Origin of the sequence: Croceicoccus sp. BE223, assembly GCF_031457155.1 — a bacterium.
Lineage (GTDB): Bacteria > Pseudomonadota > Alphaproteobacteria > Sphingomonadales > Sphingomonadaceae > Croceicoccus.
Genome location: NZ_JAVDWB010000004.1, coordinates 52,325 through 69,162, shown reverse-complemented (window position 1 = coordinate 69,162; position 16,838 = coordinate 52,325). Strand labels below are relative to the sequence as shown.

Below are 16,838 nucleotides of genomic sequence, written 5' to 3'. Positions count from 1 at the left end.
CCGCAATGCCTGCGCACGACAGTCGGGGGCGGCAGGGCGATGACCTTTGCCTGCAAGTCCATGACAATCGCTGTTCGAAACCGGTCTGCCCCTTGCCGGAGGAAGCCATGCGGGAGTAGGTGCGGCTCGAAACGGTTGGAAGCCGGCGCGCCGTCATGGTGTGCGGCACGACCGGTCAGGGAAGCATCGGGCCTGGGTTGCAGGCCTCGGTGCATGCTCGGCAGAGCGGCAACGGTTGGGGGACCGGCGCCGCGAACACCGGGGGCAAGAAGGCGCGAAGTGTCTCGGCACTTCGCGCCTTTTCCTTTGCCGGTTTCCCGCCAGGCAGGACCATCAAAGGAAAACGCCCCGGACCTTGCCGGCCCGGGGCGTTTCGCGTTTCGATATGACGATCCGCTCAGGCGGCGGACGGGGCCGCCTTGCGGACGCCTTCGTCGACATGCGCCTCGAAATCGGCGAAGTTGTCGACGAAAAGCTGCACCAGCTTCAGCGCGGTCCGGTCGAAATCCTCCTTGTCCGCCCAGGTCGAGCGCGGATCGAGGATCTGGCTGTCGACGCCCGGCACCGCGACCGGAACCTCGAAGCCGAAATTCGGGTCCTTGCGGAACTCGGCATCGTTCAGCGAACCGTCGAGCGCGGCGTTGAGCAGCGCGCGCGTCACCTTGATCGGCATGCGCGATCCGGTGCCGTACTTGCCGCCGGTCCAGCCGGTGTTGACCAGCCAGCACTGCACCCCGCCCTTGGCGATCCGCTGCTTCAGCAGGTTGCCGTAGACGCTGGGATGGCGCGGCATGAACGGCGCGCCGAAGCAGGTCGAGAACGTCGCCTCGGGTTCGGTAACGCCGATCTCGGTGCCGGCGACCTTGGCGGTGTAGCCCGACAGGAAGTAGTACATCGCCTGGTCGGGCGTGAGTCGCGCGATCGGGGGCAGCACGCCGAAGGCATCGGCGGTCAGCATGATGACGTTGGCCGGAACCGGGCCGAGGTTCTTTTCCGAGGTGTTGGGGATGAACTCGATCGGATAGGCCCCGCGGGTGTTCTCGGTCTTGCTGGTGTCCGAGAAGTCGATGTCGCGGGTTTCCTCGTCCATCGCCACGTTCTCGAGGATCGTGCCGAACATGCGGGTCGTCGCGTAGATCTCCGGCTCGCCTTCGGGCGAGAGGTCGATCATCTTGGCGTAGCAGCCGCCCTCGAAGTTGAACACCGCATCGTCCGACCAGCCATGCTCGTCATCGCCGATCAGCGTGCGGCTGGCATCGGCCGAAAGCGTCGTCTTGCCGGTGCCGGAAAGGCCGAAGAAGATCGCGGTCTTGCCGTCGGCGCCGACATTGGCCGAGCAGTGCATCGGCATCACGCCCTGTTCGGGCAGCAGGTAGTTGAGCAGGCCGAACACGCCCTTCTTCATCTCGCCCGAATACTCGGTGTTGGCGATGAGGATGAGCTTCTCGGTGAAGCTGACCGCGATCATCGTGTCCGAGCGGCTGCCATGCCGTTCGGGATCGGCCTTGAAGCTGGGCAGGTTGATGATGGTGAATTCGGGCACGAAGCTTGCCAGTTCCTCCGCCGTGGGGCGGACGAGCAGCGTGCGGATGAACAGCGAGTGCCATGCCATCTGGGTGATGACGCGCACGTTGACGCGGTATTCCGGCTGCGAACCGCCGAACAGGTCGGCGACGTAAAGCTCGTCCTCCCCCTTCAGCGCTTCCATGAAGTCGGCCTTCAGGTTGGCGAAGTGCTCGGCGCTCATCGGCTGGTTGATCTTGCCCCAGTTGATCGTCGCCTCGGTCATGTCGTCGCGGACGACGAACTTGTCTTTCACGCTGCGGCCGGTGAAGCGGCCGGTATCGACGACGAGCGCGCCATACTTGCTGAGGCGGCCTTCCCCGTTTTCGAGAGCATGCTCGACGAGGGCGGCGGTTCCGAGATTGGCATGGATCTTCGCACCAGTTTCAATGCCCTGGGCGGCAAGCGGCGTATTGAGCGACACGTCTGTCTCCTGTCAGCGCCCGGCCTGCGGCCTGTGCCGGCGGCACCTGCAGCGGCGGGCAATCCGATCCCCGATCCCCTCGGGCGGATGGACGGCGGTTTCTCCCTCTCGCCCCCATCCTCCGGCGCGCGCCGGAACCGGAGTTGCGCATAGTCGAGCGGGGGGACGAGGTCAAACAGGCTGTTTCCCGTCATGGCCGGGGACAAAATAATTGATTATTCGAAAGTATTTACTGCATGCGCGCTGGCCCTTGCCAGATGGTCTTTTCGGCGAATCCATTTACCTTGGCCCGGGTCGCTGGCATGAGGCTGCTTCATCCAGATGCCACGCGCAGGGGAGATTGATGGCGCAGGTTATCGCGCTGGTCGACGACGACCGCAACATCCTTACCGGCCTTTCGATCGCGCTCCAGGCCGAGGGGTTCGAGACCCGCGTCTATTCCGACGGCTCGGCCGCGCTCGAATCGCTGATCGAGAATCCGCCCGATCTGGCCGTCTGCGACATCAAGATGCCGCGGATGGACGGGCTGGAACTGCTGCGCCGCCTACGCGAGAAAAGCTCGTTGCCGGTGATCTTCCTGACCAGCAAGACCGACGAGCAGGACGAGGCCATCGGCCTGGCCATGGGCGCGGACGACTATATCGCCAAGCCCTTCAGCCAGCGCCTGCTGATCGCCCGCATCCGCGCCCTGCTGCGGCGCGAGGAACTGGTCCGTTCGCGCCTGTCGGGCACCAGCGAGGAACCGCCGGCGGAGGTGATCACCCGCGGCCGCCTGTCGATGGAGCCCGAACGCCACCGCGTGACCTGGGACGGGGAGCCGGTCTCGCTGACGGTGACGGAATTCCTGATCCTGGAGGCGCTGGCCCAGCGGCCCGGCGTGGTAAAGACGCGCAACCAGCTGATGGACGCCGCCTATCAGGACGATGTCTTCGTCGACGACCGCACGATCGACAGCCACATCAAGCGGCTGCGGCGCAAGTTCCGCGAGGTCGACCGCGAATTCTCCGGCATCGCGACGCTCTACGGGGCAGGCTACAGCTTTGCGGGCGACTGACACCCTTTCGGACCCGTCAGACCCGGATCGCGAAGCGGAAGAGCGCCTGCCTGCCGGCAAGGATCGCGGAGCCGAGCAGGCGCCCGACCGCCTGTTCTGGACCCGCCGATTTTCGCTGACCACCCGCATCCTGGCGGTCAACGTGCTGATTGTCGGGCTGGTCCTGGGCGGGCTGTTCTTCCTCGACACCTATCGCAAGCAGCTGATCGCCGAGCGTTTCAAGCTCGCCCGGTCCGAAGTGGAGATCATCGCCAACGCCTTGGCCGAGGCGCCGTCGAGCGAACATGCCGCTCTCCTCGCCCGCATCGGCAGCGAGCAGCGCCTGCGGCTGCGGACCTTTAACGCCGTGGGCGATCTCCAGACGGACAGCTTCGTGGTCGGCGCGCCCGCCTTCGAATTCGTCGACCCCGAAAGCGAACCCTGGGTGCAGGATTTCGCCCGCTGGCTCGACCGCACGGTCGATTTCCTCGTCGGCGCGCCGCCGGTCCCGCCCTATGATCCCGCGAAGGACGCCGATCCGGCCAGGAAGTCGGAATGGCCAGAAATCTTCGTGTCGGAACAGGCGGGGCAAGGAGCGGTCATGCTGCGCTATGCCCCGGACCGGACGCCGGTGATCACCGCCGCCGCGCCCTACGGCCCGCAAGGCGAGACGCTGCTGACCATGCGCAACGCGCTCGACATCACCCAGTCGGTCCGCGAGGCACGCCAGACGCTGCTGATCCTGCTCGCGCTGGGCATCCTCTTCTCGATCCAGCTCTCGCTGTTCCTCGCACGCACCATCGTCCAGCCCTTGCAGCTGCTGGCCCGCGCCGCCGCGCGCGTGCGGCTGGGCCGCGACCGCGAGGTGGTCGTGCCGCGCCTGCCCGAACGCGGCGACGAGATCGGCATGCTCGCCCGCGCGCTGTCCGACATGACCGGCGCGCTGCGCGAGCGGATCGACGCGGGCGAGGCCTTTGCCGCCGACGTCAGCCACGAATTGAAGAACCCGCTCGCTTCCCTGCGCACCGCGCTCGACACGCTCGAATCGGTGGACGATCCGAAGCTCAAGAACCAGCTGGTCGACATCGCCAAGGCCGACGTGCGCCGGCTCGACCGGCTGATCACCGAGATCGCCGAGGCGACCCGCGTCGATGCCGAACTATCGCGCACCACCTTCACCCCGGTCGACCTCTTCGCGCTGGCTCGCGGGGTCATCGGTGGGCGCACGATGGCCGCGCGGCTGGGCGAGGAGCGGGACCTGACCTTCGAGGTCGAGAGCGCGCCGAGCAGCGCCACGATGGTCAAGGGCGACGCCGCGCGGCTGGAACGCGTGCTCGAGAACCTCGTCGACAACGCGGCCGGCTTCTCGCCCCACGGCGGGCGCATCGTCGTCGCCTTCGCCGACCTCGGCAACAGGGTCGAGATGACCGTCACCGACGACGGCGCCGGCATCCCCCCCGAAGAGCGCGAGGCGGTGTTCGAGCGGTTCCACTCGGTCCGCCCCGAAGCGGCCTTCGGCAACCACAGCGGGCTGGGCCTTGCCATCGCGCGCTCGATCGTCGCGGCGCACGACGGCACCATGTCTGTGCGCGACCGGGCCGACGGGCAGAGCGGCGCGGTGATGGTCGTCACCCTGCCCGCGCTGGGGCCCGACAAGTGAGCGCCGCCGCCCACCAGGCGACCTGCGTCGCGATCGACGGCCGCGCCATCCTGATCGAGGGCGAGCCCGGCAGCGGCAAGACCAGCCTCGCGCTCGCGCTGATCGACCGGGGCGCAACGCTGATCGGCGACGACGGGGTGATGCTGGAGAAGCGGGGCGACCGCCTGTGGGTCATGCCGCATCCCACGACCCGTGGCCTGATCGAGGTGCGCAACGTCGGCATCGTCACCATGCCCAGCGGCGAGGCGCCAGCGGCGCTGGTCCTGACGCTGGACCAGGCGGCGCCGCGCCATGTCGAGGCGGCCGACAGCATCGTGCGCCAAGGGGTGCGCCTGCCCCGCCTGTCCTTCTGGCCCGACAGCACGGTGGGGGCGATCCGTGCCGAAATGGCGCTGGCCCTTCACGGGCTGACGCCCTGAAGGCAAACGGGCATAGAAGGGCATCCATGCTGACCGACTCGCCATCCCGGCCCACCCGCGTCCTGCTCGTCACCGGGCTGCTCGGCGCGGGCAAGACGACTGCGCTGCGCGCGCTCGAAGACCTGGGGTGGGAACCGGTCGACAATTTTCCCGTGCGCATGATCGGCCGCCTGCTCCAGACCGAACCGGGACCGGGGCACGAAGGCAGCGGCGACGCGACCGCGCCGCTCGCCATCGGTTTCGACGCGCGCACCCGCGGCTTCGACCCGCGGGCGATCCTGGCCGACATCGCCGCCGTGGCGGAGGCGGAGGACATGGCGTTCTCGCTTCTTTTCCTGGACTGCGGGTCGGAAGAGCTGGAACGCCGCTACAACGAGACGCGCCGCCGCCACCCGCTGGCGGGCGACCGCCCGGTCACCGAGGGGATCGAGGCGGAGCGCGCGATGATGGAGCCGCTGCGCCAGGTCGCCGACGTCGTCATCTCGACCAATCGGTTTTCGACCAACGACCTGCAGCGCACGATCCGCGAACTGTTCGCCCCCACCGCGCCGCAGGAGATGACCGTCACGGTTTCCAGCTTCGGATTTTCGCGCGGGATGGTGCCGACGGCAGACCTCGTCTTCGACATGCGCTTTCTCGACAACCCGCACTGGGACGACGCGCTGCGCCCGCTGACGGGCCGGGACGAGGCGGTGGCCGATCACATTCGGCAGGACCCGGCCTGGGACGAGGCCTTCGGCCGCATCCGCGACCTGGTGCTGATGCTGCTGCCCCGGTACGAGGCGCAGGGCAAGGCCTACGTCAACATCGCCTTCGGCTGCACCGGCGGCAAGCACCGCTCGGTTTTTGCGGCGGAGAGCCTGGCCGGGGCCTTGCGCGCGGCAGGCCATTCACCCACCTTGTTCCATCGCAACCTTGACTCGGGCACCACCGATCTGGTCGAAGGCGCGACCCGCGCGTGAACGGGACTTTTCCCGGGGGCCGGACAGGCCACCCCCGGTTCATCGGCACCGGCTATTTTTCACCGGTGTCGACGCGGATACGGACTGCATAGGGACCACATGATCGGGCTAATTCTGGTAACCCACGGTAATCTCGCGGAAGAGTTCGTCCGCGCGATGGAACACGTGGTCGGGCCGCAAGACAAGGTCGTGCCGATCTGCATCGGCCCCAGCGACGACATGGAACAGCGTCGCAACGATATCCGCGAAGCGATCGCCGCCGCCGATTCGGGCAAGGGCGTCATCATTCTCACCGACCTGTTCGGCGGCACGCCGTCGAATCTCGCGATTTCGCTGCTCCAGGCGGGCAAGGTCGAGGTCATCGCCGGCATCAACCTGCCGATGCTCATCCGCCTCGCCGGCGCGCGGGTCGATCTTTCCGTCGTCGACGCGGTGAAGGCCGCGCGCGAGGCGGGGCGCAACTACATCACCATCGCCTCCGAATTCCTGGGCCAGGACGCATGAGCGAGACGGGCGAGGAATTGCGCCGCCGGGTGACCATCGCCAACCAGCGCGGGCTCCACGCGCGCGCCAGTGCCAAGTTCGTGGGCATGGTCGCGGCCCTGCCCGACGGCAACCGGGTGCGCGTGATCCGCGACGGGAACGAGGCGGCGGGCGGCTCGATTCTCGGCCTTATGATGCTGGGCGCGGCCAAGGGCGACGAGATCGAGATCGTGACCAGCGGCCCCGCCGCGGCCGACGCGCTGACCCAGCTTTGCACGCTGGTCGAGGATCGCTTCGGCGAAGAATGAGGATCCGGGCGGATGCGCCGCATAACGGGCCTTTCCAATCCCACCGTCAAGTATCTGCGGTCCCTGCGCGACAAGAAGCACCGCCGGCGTGAGCGGCGCTTCCTGGCCGAAGGTCTGCGGCTGCTCACCGACGCGCGCGAGACCGGGCATTGTCCCGAAACGCTGGTGATGGCGGAAGGGCGCGAGGCGCATCCCCTGCTCGACGCGCTTGTTGCCGACGTCGAGGCCGCGGGCGGCGACGTGATCGAGGTGTCGCAAGAGGCGCTCTCGAAGATCACGGGGAAGGACAACCCGCAGGCCGTTTCCGGCGTTTTCGCCGAATTCGACACCCCGCTTTCGCGCATCGACCGGGATGCCGCTCCGCTGTTCCTGGTGGCGCAGGCGATGCGCGATCCGGGCAATCTCGGCACCATGCTGCGCACCGCCGACGCGGTGGGCGCGGGGGGGCTGGTGCTGGTCGACGACTGCGCCGACCCGTTCAGCGTCGAAGCGGTGCGCGCCAGCATGGGCGCGATCTTCACCGTGCCGCTGGCGCAGGCGCGGTGGGACGAATTCCATGCCTGGCTGCGCGAGGGGCCGGGCCAGCTCGTCGCCGCGTCGCTGCGCGAATCGCACGACTACCGCGCCGCCGCCTATGCCGCGCCGTGCTTCGTGATGGTCGGCAACGAATCGCGCGGCCTTCCCGAAGAGTACGAGATGGCCTGCGATCTTCGCGTCCACATGCCGATGAAGGGTCGGGCCGACAGCCTCAATGCCGCGGTCGCAAGCGCGGTCCTTTCCTACGAGGTGCTCGCCAGGCTCGGCTGAACCGTCACTCCGGCCCGGTGCCGCCAACGACCGACAGGCGGTCCGGCCTTGCCGGCCCGACCTCGTTCAGCCCGGCCACGCCCAGCCCGCCCTCGCCCGTTCCCCCGGCCTCACCCGCATCGCCCTCAGAAACGAGAGCCGCATCCGCGCGGCCGTAGCGCGGCGCGGCTTCGACCAGCGGCACTTCATCCAGCTCGCGCTTGCCGATCTCGATGCCCTTTTCAGCCAGCCGCCGGCCCGAGGTCAGCACATTGCGCTCGAAGCTGCCGACGAACTTGTTGTAATTGTTGACCGCGGTTTCCAGCCCGCCGCCGACCCGCTTCAGGTGGTCGGCCGCCACCGCGAGCCGGTCGTAGAGATCTGCCCCGGCCTTGCCGATCTCCACCGCCTCGCGCGCGATGGTGTCCTGCCGCCAGACTTGCGCGACGGTGCGCGCGATGGCGACGAGGTTGGTCGGCGTAGCCAGCAGCACCTTGTTGCGAAAGGCGAAGTCCCACAGTTCCGGATCGTGTTCGAGCGCAGCGGCCACGAAATGCTCGCCCGGCACGAACATCACGACGTAGTCGGGGGCATCGTCGAACTGGCTCTGGTAGCTTTTCGAGCCGAGCGTCTGGACGTGGTTCCGCATCGACTTGGCATGCAGGTCGAGATGGCGCGACCGCTCCGCCCCCTCGTCCGCCTCGAACGCGGCCTGGTAGGCGTTCAATGACACCTTCGCGTCGATGACGAGCTTCTTCTGGCCCGGCACGTTGACGATGGCATCGGGACGCAGCCGCCCCTCGTCGGTCGACAGGGAATGTTCGAGAATGAAGTCGGTGTGTTCCGACAGGCCGCATTGTTCGAGTACGTTCTGCAAGGCACGTTCGCCCCAGCGGCCGCGAGCCTTGGGCGCGTTGGTGAGCGAATTGCCCAGCCGCTGCGCCTCGCGCCGCACTTCCTCCTGGCCCAGCCGCATCTGCTCGATCACCCCGGCAAGGCTGCCGAAATCCTTGACCCGCTTTTCTTCCAGCGCCGCGACCTGTTCCTCGTAGGCCTTCAACCTCGCGCCGACCGGGTCGAGCAGCGCCTTGATCCGCTCGGCATTGGTCTTCTCGCTTTCGGTGAAACGCTCGTTGGCGCGTTCGAGAAAGCGCGCCTGCGCCCCCTCCAGCGCCTTGACCCCCATTGCCTCGAACTGCTTGCCGAGCTCCTCGCGCGCCTCCTTCAGCAGGGCCTCGCGCTCGGCGAGGTTGGCGCGGTCCTTGTTGAGTTCGGCCACCTGCACGCGCAAGCCGTCGAGCTGCAATCGCGCGTCGCGCAGTTGCGCGTCCAGTTCGCCCGCCCGTTCGGCCCGCTCGCTCATCGTCGCGAGTTCGGCGATGGCGGTACGGAAGCGTTCCGCCTGCTCCTTCGCCTCGCCTTCGAGGGCGCCATGGCGCTGGCGCCATTCGGCCACGGGCCGCGCGCCCAGAAACCAGCCGAGACCCAGCCCGACGCAAAGGGCGACGATGACGAAAACGAGCGCGAGCACATCCATGCGCCAGAACATACATCGAACATAGGCCAAGGCAAAGGCACCGACCGGTTCGATCCGGAACTTCTCCCCGCCCCGTTCGTCAGTCGGGTACGAGGAGACGTTCTATGTCGATAGAAAAGATGATTTCCGAGCACCCCGACGTCGGTGGCGATTTCAACGAGAGCCTGGCGCTCGCCGTGCGGCACGCGATGTATTGCGCGGCGATCTGCAATTCCTGCGTCGATGCCTGCAGCGCCGAGGGTATGGACATGAAGCGCTGTATCCGGCTGTGCAGCGACTGCGCCGACATCTGCACCGCGACCTACCGCGTCGCCAGCCGCCGGACCGACGAGAACCGCTCGGTCATCCGGGCGATGCTGGCGCTGTGCGTCAAGGCCTGCGAAACCTGCGCCGAGGAATGCGAGAAGCACGACAACGCGCATTGTCAGCGCTGCGCCCGCATGTGCCGCGAATGCGCACGCGACTGCAAGGCCGCGATGGAAGAGCTGCACGACGAGGCCGTCGCCGCCTGAACCCCTTCGCGCCCGGAAAATACCCGCCCGAACAACACCCAGGCGCGAAGCGACTCCGGTAAGTGCGACCGCGCGCCGCGCCTTATTGGCGCGAAGCCAAGCGGACCGGACGGTCCGCGCCCGGCGTTTGAGGGATCCGGCTCAAGGAACCGGACATAGACAAACTAGGCCGCGCGCAGCTTCTGCAGCTTCTTCATCGCCATGTTGCGCTTCAGGCGCGAGAGGTGGTCGATGAAGACGATGCCGTTGAGGTGGTCCATCTCGTGCTGGATCACCACCGCCATCAGGTCGTCCATGTCCTCCTCGTGCACCTTGCCGTCGAGATCCTGGTAGCGGACGCGGCAGGTGGCGGGGCGATCGACTTCGGCGAAGATGTCGGGCACCGAAAGGCAGCCTTCCTGGTACGACTTGGTTTCCTCCGACGGGTCGAGAATCTCGGGATTCACGAAGACCCGCGGTTCCTTTTTCGTCGGCTGGTGGTGATGGTGGTGGCCGTCGTGGTCGCACGGCACCGGTTCGGCGTCGGGATCGTCGGGCTGCAGGTCGATGACCAGGACGCGCCTGGGCACGCCGATCTGGATCGCGGCAAGGCCGATGCCCGGGGCGTCGTACATGGTGTCGAACATGTCCTCGACCAGCGTCTTGAGCTCGTCGTCGAACGATTCCACGGGGGCCGATATCTGCTTCAGCAGGGGATCGGGCACTTCGATGATGTCACGGATAGCCATGCCCGCCATGTAGGGATTTCGCGTCTTTTCGGCAAGTCGCCAGACCCCGTGACCAGACACGCTCTATCCATAACGCGCGCTCTCAGGATACCGGACGCCGTGCCCGCAGCGCCTGCGCCAGCGTGCCCTCGTCCATGTAGTCGAGTTCGCCGCCCACCGGCAGGCCGTGGGCAAGCTGGGTGACGCGCACGGGCCGTTCCTCCAGCCGTTCGGCGATGTAGTGGGCGGTCGTCTGCCCCTCCAGCGTGGCGTTCATCGCCAGCACCACTTCGTCCACCCCGCCCGCGTCGATCCTGTCGAGCAGCGCGCCGATGGCGAGATCCTCCGGCCCCACCCCGTCCAGCGCGGAGAGCCTGCCGCCCAGCACGTGGTAGCGCCCGGTGAACAGCTTCGCCCGGTCCAGCGCCCAGAGATCGGCGACATCCTCCACCACGCAAAGCGCGCGGTCGTCGCGCCGCGGGTCCGCACAGACGTGGCAGGGGTTCGCAGTATCGACGTTGCCGCACACCTGGCACTCGACCAGCGTCTCGCGCACCGCCGTCAGCGATGCGAGCAGATCGACCAGCGCGGTGTCGCGCCGCTTGACCAGCCACAGCACCGCACGCCGCGCCGAACGCGGGCCCAGCCCCGGCAGGCGCGCCAGCGCGGCGGCCAGCGCCCCGATCTCTTTCCCCCGCGGGTCTTGTGAAGCCATGTGGCGATAGATAGGGACTGCGGCGCAGGCCGGGAAGTCCGGCACCGGGGACATATGCACATGCGCGTCATCTTCATGGGAACGCCGGACTTCGCGGTCCCCACCCTGCGCGCGATCGTCGCGGCGGGGCACGAGGTGATCGTCGCCTATTCGCAGCCGCCCCGCCCGGCGGGCCGCGGCAGGAAGCTGCAGCCTTCGTCGGTGCACCTGGCGGCGGAGGAACTGGGCATCCCCGTCCGCACCCCGCCCTCGTTCAAGCCGCAGGAGGAGAAGGACGCCTTCGCCGCGCTGGGTGCCGATGTCGCGGTCGTCGCCGCCTACGGCCTGCTGCTGCCGGTCGCGGTGCTGGAAGCGCCGGCGCACGGCTGCCTTAACGTCCACGGCTCGATCCTGCCGCGATGGCGCGGGGCGGCGCCGGTGCAGCGCGCGATCCTGGCCGGCGACGCGACGACGGGCGTGACGATCATGCACATGGAGAAGGGGCTCGACACCGGGCCGATGCTGCTGAAACGCACCACCCGCATCGACGCGAAGAATGCCGGCGAGCTGACCGACGAGATCGCCGCGATGGGCGCCGAGGCGATGGTCGAGGTATTGTCCCGCCTCCCCCGCGTGCGGGCCGAAATCCAGCCGGTCGAGGGCGTGACTTATGCTCACAAGATCGACAAGGCCGAGGCGCGCATCGATTTCGCCAAGGGCGCCGAATTCATCGAACGGCAGATCCGCGCCTTCGCGCCGCGCCCCGGCGCCTTCTTCGAACTGGAAGGCGAGCGGATCAGGGTGCTGGCCGCCGACGTCATCGGCCGCGAGGGCGCGACCGCGACCACGCTCGACGACCGGCTGACGATCGCCTGCGGTTTCGGCGCGATCCGGCCGACGCTGGTGCAGCGCGCGGGCAAGCCGGCGATGGACACCGCCGCGATGCTGCGCGGCTATCCGATCCCCGCCGGCACCGAGATCCGCTGACCGGCCATGCCGCGCTTTGCCCTCACGCTCGAATTCGACGGGACACCGTTCATGGGCCTGCAACGGCAGGCGCATGGCCCGTCGGTGCAGCAGGCGGTCGAGGAAGCGGTGCTGGCGATCACCGGCGAGGACGTGCGCATGCATGCCGCCGGGCGCACCGACACCGGGGTCCATGCCCTTGCCATGCGCGCCCACGTCGACGTGGCGAAGGACATTGCGCCCTTCCGCCTGATGGAAGGCGTGAACGCCCGGTTGCGGCCCCGTCCGGTCGCCGTCACCGCCTGCCACATCGTGCCCGGTGACTGGCACGCGCGCTTTTCGTGCCTCGGGCGCGCCTATGTCTATCGCATCGTCAACCGCCGCGCGCCGCTGACGCTGGACGCGAACCGCGCATGGCAGCTGGCCCATCCGCTCGACGCGGCGGCGATGCACCGGGCCGCGCAGCACCTCGTCGGGCTGCACGACTTCACCACCTTCCGCTCTGCCCATTGCCAGGCGCAGTCGCCGGTCAAGACGCTGGACCGGCTGGACGTCGAGCGGGCGGGCGAGGACGTCCGCATCCATGCCGAGGCGCGCAGCTTCCTGCATCACCAGATCCGCTCGATGGTCGGCTGTCTGGCGCTGGTCGGGATGGGGCGGTGGGACCCCGATGACCTGCGACGCGCCCTGGAAGCGCGCGACAGGCAGGCGCTCGGCCTCAACGCGCCGCCCGAGGGGCTCTATTTCGTGAAAGCCGTCTATCCGGACGAGTAAGTCCATCAAAAAACCGACAAAATGCGATCGTTTCGAGCGAAACCGGTCTTTACCTGAGGCGCACTCGGCCGCATAAATCGCGGCGGGGACGGGGCAGGATCGGCCTCCGTCGGGGTCGCAGGCCCGCTTCTGGGGAATAATCACCGATGCGTCATATCGTTCGCAGCGCCTTTGTCGGCGCGCTCCTGGCATCCACGCCGGTCATGGCCGAAGCGCCGCCGCTTTCGGCCTATGGCAGACTTCCCGACGTGTCCTCGATCGACATCGCGCCCGACGGTTCGCGCATGGCCGCCGCCATGACGGTAAAGGGCGCGCCGACGATCGTCGTCTGGGACAGCAGCGGCAAGCCGCTGGTCGCGCTCCCCGCGGGCGAATCGAAGGTCCGCGAACTGCAATGGGCCGGGCCGCAGCATCTCGTCATCCGGGCCAGCCAGACGACGAACCTGCCGATGGACTTCATGCAACGCCGCATCGAAACCTATGGCAGCATCGTGCTCGACGTCGACAAGGGCACCACGAAGCAGGTGTTCGAGGGCGACCAGTCGAAGCTCAAGCTGACTTATGGCCACTACGGCGTGCGGCAGATCGACGGAAAGTGGAACCTGTTCGTCAAGGGACAGGGACTGGACCGCGAATTCGGCGACACCGGCTACGTTCTCAACGGCCGCACCAGCCCCGGCCTGTTCCGGATCGACGTGACGTCGATGAAGGACAAGCAGGTGGCGACCGGCGGCGACCAGGGCGAGTGGGCGACTTGGCTGGTCAACGCGAACGGCACGGTCGGCGCAAAGCTGGCGATAAGCGCGCAGGGCGGCATCTGGCGCATCGACAACGCATCGAACAAGACCATCGCCAGCGGCGTCGCCCCGGACGGGAACGTCGGGCTCGTCAGCCTCGGCTATGACGGGACGAGCGTGATCTATTCGCTCGCGCCCATCGGCAGCGAGGTTCAGTGGATGGAAGTGCCGCTGGCCGGCGGCACGCCCAAACCCTTCCTTGCCGACGTTTCGGTCGACCGCATCTACACGCACCCGCTGACCGGCCACCTGCTCGGCTATCTAGAGGATGGAAAGGCGTTTCCGACCATCGTCAATCCGGCGGTGAGCCAGACGATGCAGCAGCTTGCGGCGTCCTTCATCGGGCGCAATCCCCGGCTGGAAGCGATGTCGCCCGACCTGACGAAGTTCATCGTCCATACCTCGGGCAACAAGGACAGCGGTACTTGGTACAACATCGACACGACGACGATGAAGGCGAGCATCCTGGGCCGCGACTATCCGCAGATCGCGAACGAGTCGGTCGGCCCGATCCGGGTGATCCGCTATGCGGCGGCCGACGGGCTCAACATGGACGGCATCCTGACCCTGCCCGCCGACCGTGAGGCGAAGAACCTGCCGGTGGTGCTGCTGCCGCACGGCGGACCGCACAGTATGGACCGGGCCGATTTCGACTGGTGGGCGCAGGCCTATGCCTCGCGCGGGTACGCGGTGTTCCAGCCCAACTTCCGCGGATCGACCAACCGCGACATGGCCTTCATGCGCGCCGCCGACCAGCAGTGGGGCCGCAAGATGCAGACCGACATTTCGGACGGCCTTGCCGAACTCGCGAAACAGGGCATCGTCGATCCCAAGCGTGCCTGCATCGTCGGTGCCAGCTATGGCGGCTATGCCGCGCTGGCGGGCGTTGTCCTGCAGAAGGACATCTACCGTTGCGCGGTGGCCGTCGCTCCCGTCAGCGACATCGGCGACATGCTGATCAAGGACGATCTCAGCATGTTCGACGGCAAGGTCGGCAAGGATTCGATCGACCGGCGCTTCGGCCCGCGCAGCAGCTGGACCGAGGTTTCACCGCGCGACAAGGCGGCGCAGGCAAGCGCACCGATCCTGCTCATCCACGGCAAGGACGACACCGTCGTGCCGCTCTATCATTCCACGTCGATGAAGGCGGCGTTGGAGAAAGCCGGTAAGCCGGTCCAGATGGTGATGCTGGACGGAGAGGACCACTGGCTCTCGACATCCGCAACCCGGATGAAGATGCTGGAGGCGGCGGTCGGCTTCGTCGAGAAGCATAACCCCGCCAACTGACGCACAGGGTGACGGCGGGCGCGGTTCCGGACCGCGCCGCCCGTCAAATCGGGCCCGGCATCGGTCGCGCCGTCAGGCCTTGTGAACGACGCTTTCGGGCAGGTCCTTGCCGAAGACGCGCTGGTAGTATTCGGCGACCAGCATGCGTTCGGTCTCGTCGCACTTGTTGAGGAACGAGAGGCGGAAGGCGAAACCGATGTCGCCGAGGATCTTCGTGTTCTGCGCCCACGAGATCACGGTGCGCGGGCTCATCACGGTGCTGATGTCGCCGTTGATGAAGCCCTGCCGCGACAGGTCGGCGGTGCGGACCATCCGGGTGATCGTGTCGGCATCCATGCCCGGCACCTTGGCCGAAACGATGCTGACCTCGGTCGCTTCGGGCAGGTAGTTCAGCGCGACGACCATGTTCCAGCGGTCCATCTGGCCCTGGTTGATGGCCTGGGTGCCGTGATAGAGGCCGCTGGTATCGCCCAGCCCGACGGTGTTGGCCGTCGCGAACAAGCGGAACCAGGGGTTCGGGCGGATCACGCGGTTCTGGTCGAGCAAGGTGAGCTTGCCCGCCGTTTCCAGGACGCGCTGGATCACGAACATCACGTCCGGGCGGCCCGCATCGTATTCGTCGAAGACCAGCGCAGTCGGCGTCTGCAGTGCCCATGGCAGCAGGCCTTCGCGAAATTCGGTCACCTGCAGCCCGTCGCGCAGCACGATGGCGTCGCGGCCGACTAGGTCGATGCGGCTGATGTGGGCGTCGAGGTTGATGCGCACGCAGGGCCAGTTGAGCCGGGCGGCAACCTGTTCGATATGCGTCGACTTGCCGGTGCCGTGATAACCCTGCACCATGACGCGGCGGTTGTGGGCAAAGCCTGCCAGGATCGCCAGCGTTGTGTCCGGATCGAAGACATAGGCACTGTCGAGATCTGGCACGCGTTCGTCCGCGCGGCTGAAGGCCGGCACCTTCAGGTCGATGTCGATGCCGAACGTCTCGCGGATGTCGACTTCGATGTCCGGGGCGGCAAGGGCGGTGTGGTGGCTGTTGGTCATGTCGTTCATTGCATCGGCGGCGGTAAACGCCCTTGTGCGGCGCTGCAACAGGCTAAACGCCGCGAAGGCCAGCCGCCTATGACTTTGACGGGGCGGCGCGGGCGCCGATCCTGGGCGGAAGCGCAAAGGCGGCGGCGAAGCGTTCGGCCAGATCGCGGTCGCCCTCGACGACGAGCCCGGTCTCTCGCGACACCTCCTCCAGCGGCCGCTTGCCGAAGATCCACAGCAGCATCGCACCCGGCGTTGCGGCCCCGATCGCGAGTTCGGCACCGGGCGTCGGCGCCTGGGCGCGCACGACGTGGAGCGACCCGTCGGCCAGCCGCGCGGCGAACCGCTCGTGCCCGAACGCGAAGTCGGCGTTGAGCGCCAGCCCCGCCGCCCGCTCGGGCCGGAGCATCGTGCGCAGCGCCAGCATCGCCGCTACCGGCGTCAGCGGCAGGGTCGGATCGTGTTCGGGCGAACGCACCGCCCAGCGGCCCATCGCCTGCATGATCGGCTCGGTTTCCCGGCCCCATTCGGTCAGTTCGTAAGCCTGCATCGAGGCGGGCGGCGGCAGCATCGTGCGAACCAGAAGGCCCGCCCGCTCCAGGCGCTCCAGCCGCTCGGTCAGGACCTTGGCGCTGATCCCCGGCAGGCTGGCGCGCAGGCCCGAGAACCGGCGCGGCCCCAGCATCAGTTCGCGCAGCACCAGCAGCGTCCAGCGTTCGCCGAGCAGTTCCATCGCGAAGGCCGCGCCGCAGGCATCGCCGTACCACCGGCCGTGCGAGGAAGACGACGAAATGGTTTCCTTTTGTAACTCCATGGTTGCCTTTTTAAACTCGATCGATCACGAATCGCAAGGTTCGATTCGCCCCGGCACGACGGGGCGCGACGAGGAGAGACGAG

The 16,838-nt window shown here is 67.5% G+C and carries 17 protein-coding genes; 11 read left to right on the top strand and 6 right to left on the bottom strand.

Annotation, left to right across the window (positions count from 1 at the left end):
- Window positions 1-397: 397 nt before the first annotated feature.
- Window positions 398-1,987 (bottom strand): phosphoenolpyruvate carboxykinase, encoded by a 1,590-nt coding sequence (locus tag J2X37_RS09680; protein ID WP_310020524.1) that lies wholly within the window; start codon window positions 1,985-1,987, stop codon window positions 398-400.
- 343 nt (window positions 1,988-2,330) lie between these two features.
- Here J2X37_RS09680 and J2X37_RS09675 point away from each other — a divergent pair, with 343 nt between their 5' ends.
- From J2X37_RS09675 to J2X37_RS09645, 7 genes are all read left to right on the top strand, one after another.
- A complete protein-coding gene (locus tag J2X37_RS09675) occupies window positions 2,331-3,041 on the top strand; it encodes a response regulator transcription factor (RefSeq protein ID WP_310020522.1) in 711 nt (236 codons plus the stop codon).
- The gene (locus J2X37_RS09670; protein ID WP_310020520.1) at window positions 3,028-4,680 is read left to right on the top strand and encodes an ATP-binding protein; all 1,653 of its coding nucleotides are present in this window, start codon (window positions 3,028-3,030) and stop codon (window positions 4,678-4,680) included. The genes J2X37_RS09675 and J2X37_RS09670 overlap by 14 nt, the downstream gene beginning before the upstream one ends.
- Window positions 4,677-5,099, top strand: coding sequence for an HPr kinase/phosphatase C-terminal domain-containing protein (locus J2X37_RS09665; RefSeq protein ID WP_310020518.1), 423 nt, complete (start codon window positions 4,677-4,679; stop codon window positions 5,097-5,099). The genes J2X37_RS09670 and J2X37_RS09665 overlap by 4 nt, the downstream gene beginning before the upstream one ends.
- 26 nt (window positions 5,100-5,125) lie before the next feature.
- Window positions 5,126-6,061 (top strand): RNase adapter RapZ, encoded by a 936-nt coding sequence (gene rapZ, locus J2X37_RS09660; RefSeq protein ID WP_310020515.1) that lies wholly within the window; start codon window positions 5,126-5,128, stop codon window positions 6,059-6,061.
- A gap of 99 nt (window positions 6,062-6,160) precedes the next feature.
- Window positions 6,161-6,565, top strand: a complete 405-nt coding sequence (locus J2X37_RS09655; protein ID WP_310020513.1) for a PTS sugar transporter subunit IIA — start codon at window positions 6,161-6,163, stop codon at window positions 6,563-6,565.
- Window positions 6,562-6,852, top strand: a complete 291-nt coding sequence (locus J2X37_RS09650) for an HPr family phosphocarrier protein (protein WP_310020512.1) — start codon at window positions 6,562-6,564, stop codon at window positions 6,850-6,852. The genes J2X37_RS09655 and J2X37_RS09650 overlap by 4 nt, the downstream gene beginning before the upstream one ends.
- Before the next feature lie 12 nt (window positions 6,853-6,864).
- Window positions 6,865-7,659, top strand: a complete 795-nt coding sequence (locus J2X37_RS09645; protein ID WP_310020510.1) for an RNA methyltransferase — start codon at window positions 6,865-6,867, stop codon at window positions 7,657-7,659.
- 4 nt (window positions 7,660-7,663) lie between these two features.
- Here the strand turns inward: J2X37_RS09645 and rmuC are convergent, their stop codons facing one another.
- Window positions 7,664-9,175: a DNA recombination protein RmuC gene (gene rmuC / locus J2X37_RS09640; RefSeq protein WP_310020507.1), complete on the bottom strand. Its 1,512-nt coding sequence runs from the start codon at window positions 9,173-9,175 to the stop codon at window positions 7,664-7,666.
- 104 nt (window positions 9,176-9,279) lie between these two features.
- Between rmuC and J2X37_RS09635 the strand changes: the two genes are divergently transcribed.
- Window positions 9,280-9,687 carry a four-helix bundle copper-binding protein gene (locus J2X37_RS09635; RefSeq protein WP_310020505.1) on the top strand — a complete coding sequence of 136 codons (408 nt, stop codon included), beginning with the start codon at window positions 9,280-9,282 and terminating at the stop codon, window positions 9,685-9,687.
- Window positions 9,688-9,851: 164 nt separating this feature from the next.
- Here J2X37_RS09635 and def read toward each other — a convergent pair whose 3' ends face one another.
- Window positions 9,852-10,415 (bottom strand): peptide deformylase, encoded by a 564-nt coding sequence (gene def, locus J2X37_RS09630; protein WP_310020503.1) that lies wholly within the window; start codon window positions 10,413-10,415, stop codon window positions 9,852-9,854.
- Window positions 10,416-10,497: 82 nt separating this feature from the next.
- Window positions 10,498-11,109, bottom strand: a complete 612-nt coding sequence (recR, locus tag J2X37_RS09625) for a recombination mediator RecR (protein ID WP_310020502.1) — start codon at window positions 11,107-11,109, stop codon at window positions 10,498-10,500.
- Between the two features lie 60 nt (window positions 11,110-11,169).
- Between recR and fmt the strand changes: the two genes are divergently transcribed.
- The 3 genes from fmt (at window position 11,170) to J2X37_RS09610 (ending at window position 14,912) form a co-directional block, all read left to right on the top strand.
- A complete protein-coding gene (gene fmt, locus J2X37_RS09620) occupies window positions 11,170-12,075 on the top strand; it encodes a methionyl-tRNA formyltransferase (RefSeq protein WP_310020499.1) in 906 nt (301 codons plus the stop codon).
- Window positions 12,076-12,081: 6 nt separating this feature from the next.
- Window positions 12,082-12,828, top strand: coding sequence for a tRNA pseudouridine(38-40) synthase TruA (truA, locus tag J2X37_RS09615; protein ID WP_310020497.1), 747 nt, complete (start codon window positions 12,082-12,084; stop codon window positions 12,826-12,828).
- Between the two features lie 146 nt (window positions 12,829-12,974).
- Entirely contained in the window at window positions 12,975-14,912 is a 1,938-nt protein-coding gene (locus J2X37_RS09610; protein WP_310020496.1) for an alpha/beta fold hydrolase, read from the top strand.
- Between the two features lie 72 nt (window positions 14,913-14,984).
- On the opposite strand, the gene cobS is transcribed toward J2X37_RS09610, so the two are convergent.
- Window positions 14,985-15,962 (bottom strand): cobaltochelatase subunit CobS, encoded by a 978-nt coding sequence (cobS, locus tag J2X37_RS09605; RefSeq protein WP_310020493.1) that lies wholly within the window; start codon window positions 15,960-15,962, stop codon window positions 14,985-14,987.
- A gap of 67 nt (window positions 15,963-16,029) precedes the next feature.
- Window positions 16,030-16,755, bottom strand: a complete 726-nt coding sequence (locus J2X37_RS09600; RefSeq protein WP_310020491.1) for a winged helix-turn-helix transcriptional regulator — start codon at window positions 16,753-16,755, stop codon at window positions 16,030-16,032.
- Window positions 16,756-16,838: the final 83 nt, after the last annotated feature.

What these genes read in the sequence shown, in the direction of transcription:
- J2X37_RS09675 (WP_310020522.1), top strand. Translation starts at nt 2,331, where the DNA reads ATGGCGCAGGTTATCGCGCTGGTCGACGACGACCGCAACATCCTTACC.
- rapZ (WP_310020515.1), top strand. Translation starts at nt 5,126, where the DNA reads ATGCTGACCGACTCGCCATCCCGGCCCACCCGCGTCCTGCTCGTCACC.
- J2X37_RS09655 (WP_310020513.1), top strand. Translation starts at nt 6,161, where the DNA reads ATGATCGGGCTAATTCTGGTAACCCACGGTAATCTCGCGGAAGAGTTC.
- J2X37_RS09650 (WP_310020512.1), top strand. Translation starts at nt 6,562, where the DNA reads ATGAGCGAGACGGGCGAGGAATTGCGCCGCCGGGTGACCATCGCCAAC.
- J2X37_RS09645 (WP_310020510.1), top strand. Translation starts at nt 6,865, where the DNA reads ATGCGCCGCATAACGGGCCTTTCCAATCCCACCGTCAAGTATCTGCGG.
- rmuC (WP_310020507.1), bottom strand. Translation starts at nt 9,175, where the DNA reads ATGGATGTGCTCGCGCTCGTTTTCGTCATCGTCGCCCTTTGCGTCGGG.
- J2X37_RS09635 (WP_310020505.1), top strand. Translation starts at nt 9,280, where the DNA reads ATGTCGATAGAAAAGATGATTTCCGAGCACCCCGACGTCGGTGGCGAT.
- def (WP_310020503.1), bottom strand. Translation starts at nt 10,415, where the DNA reads ATGGCTATCCGTGACATCATCGAAGTGCCCGATCCCCTGCTGAAGCAG.
- recR (WP_310020502.1), bottom strand. Translation starts at nt 11,109, where the DNA reads ATGGCTTCACAAGACCCGCGGGGGAAAGAGATCGGGGCGCTGGCCGCC.
- fmt (WP_310020499.1), top strand. Translation starts at nt 11,170, where the DNA reads ATGCGCGTCATCTTCATGGGAACGCCGGACTTCGCGGTCCCCACCCTG.
- truA (WP_310020497.1), top strand. Translation starts at nt 12,082, where the DNA reads ATGCCGCGCTTTGCCCTCACGCTCGAATTCGACGGGACACCGTTCATG.
- J2X37_RS09610 (WP_310020496.1), top strand. Translation starts at nt 12,975, where the DNA reads ATGCGTCATATCGTTCGCAGCGCCTTTGTCGGCGCGCTCCTGGCATCC.
- cobS (WP_310020493.1), bottom strand. Translation starts at nt 15,962, where the DNA reads ATGAACGACATGACCAACAGCCACCACACCGCCCTTGCCGCCCCGGAC.
- J2X37_RS09600 (WP_310020491.1), bottom strand. Translation starts at nt 16,755, where the DNA reads ATGGAGTTACAAAAGGAAACCATTTCGTCGTCTTCCTCGCACGGCCGG.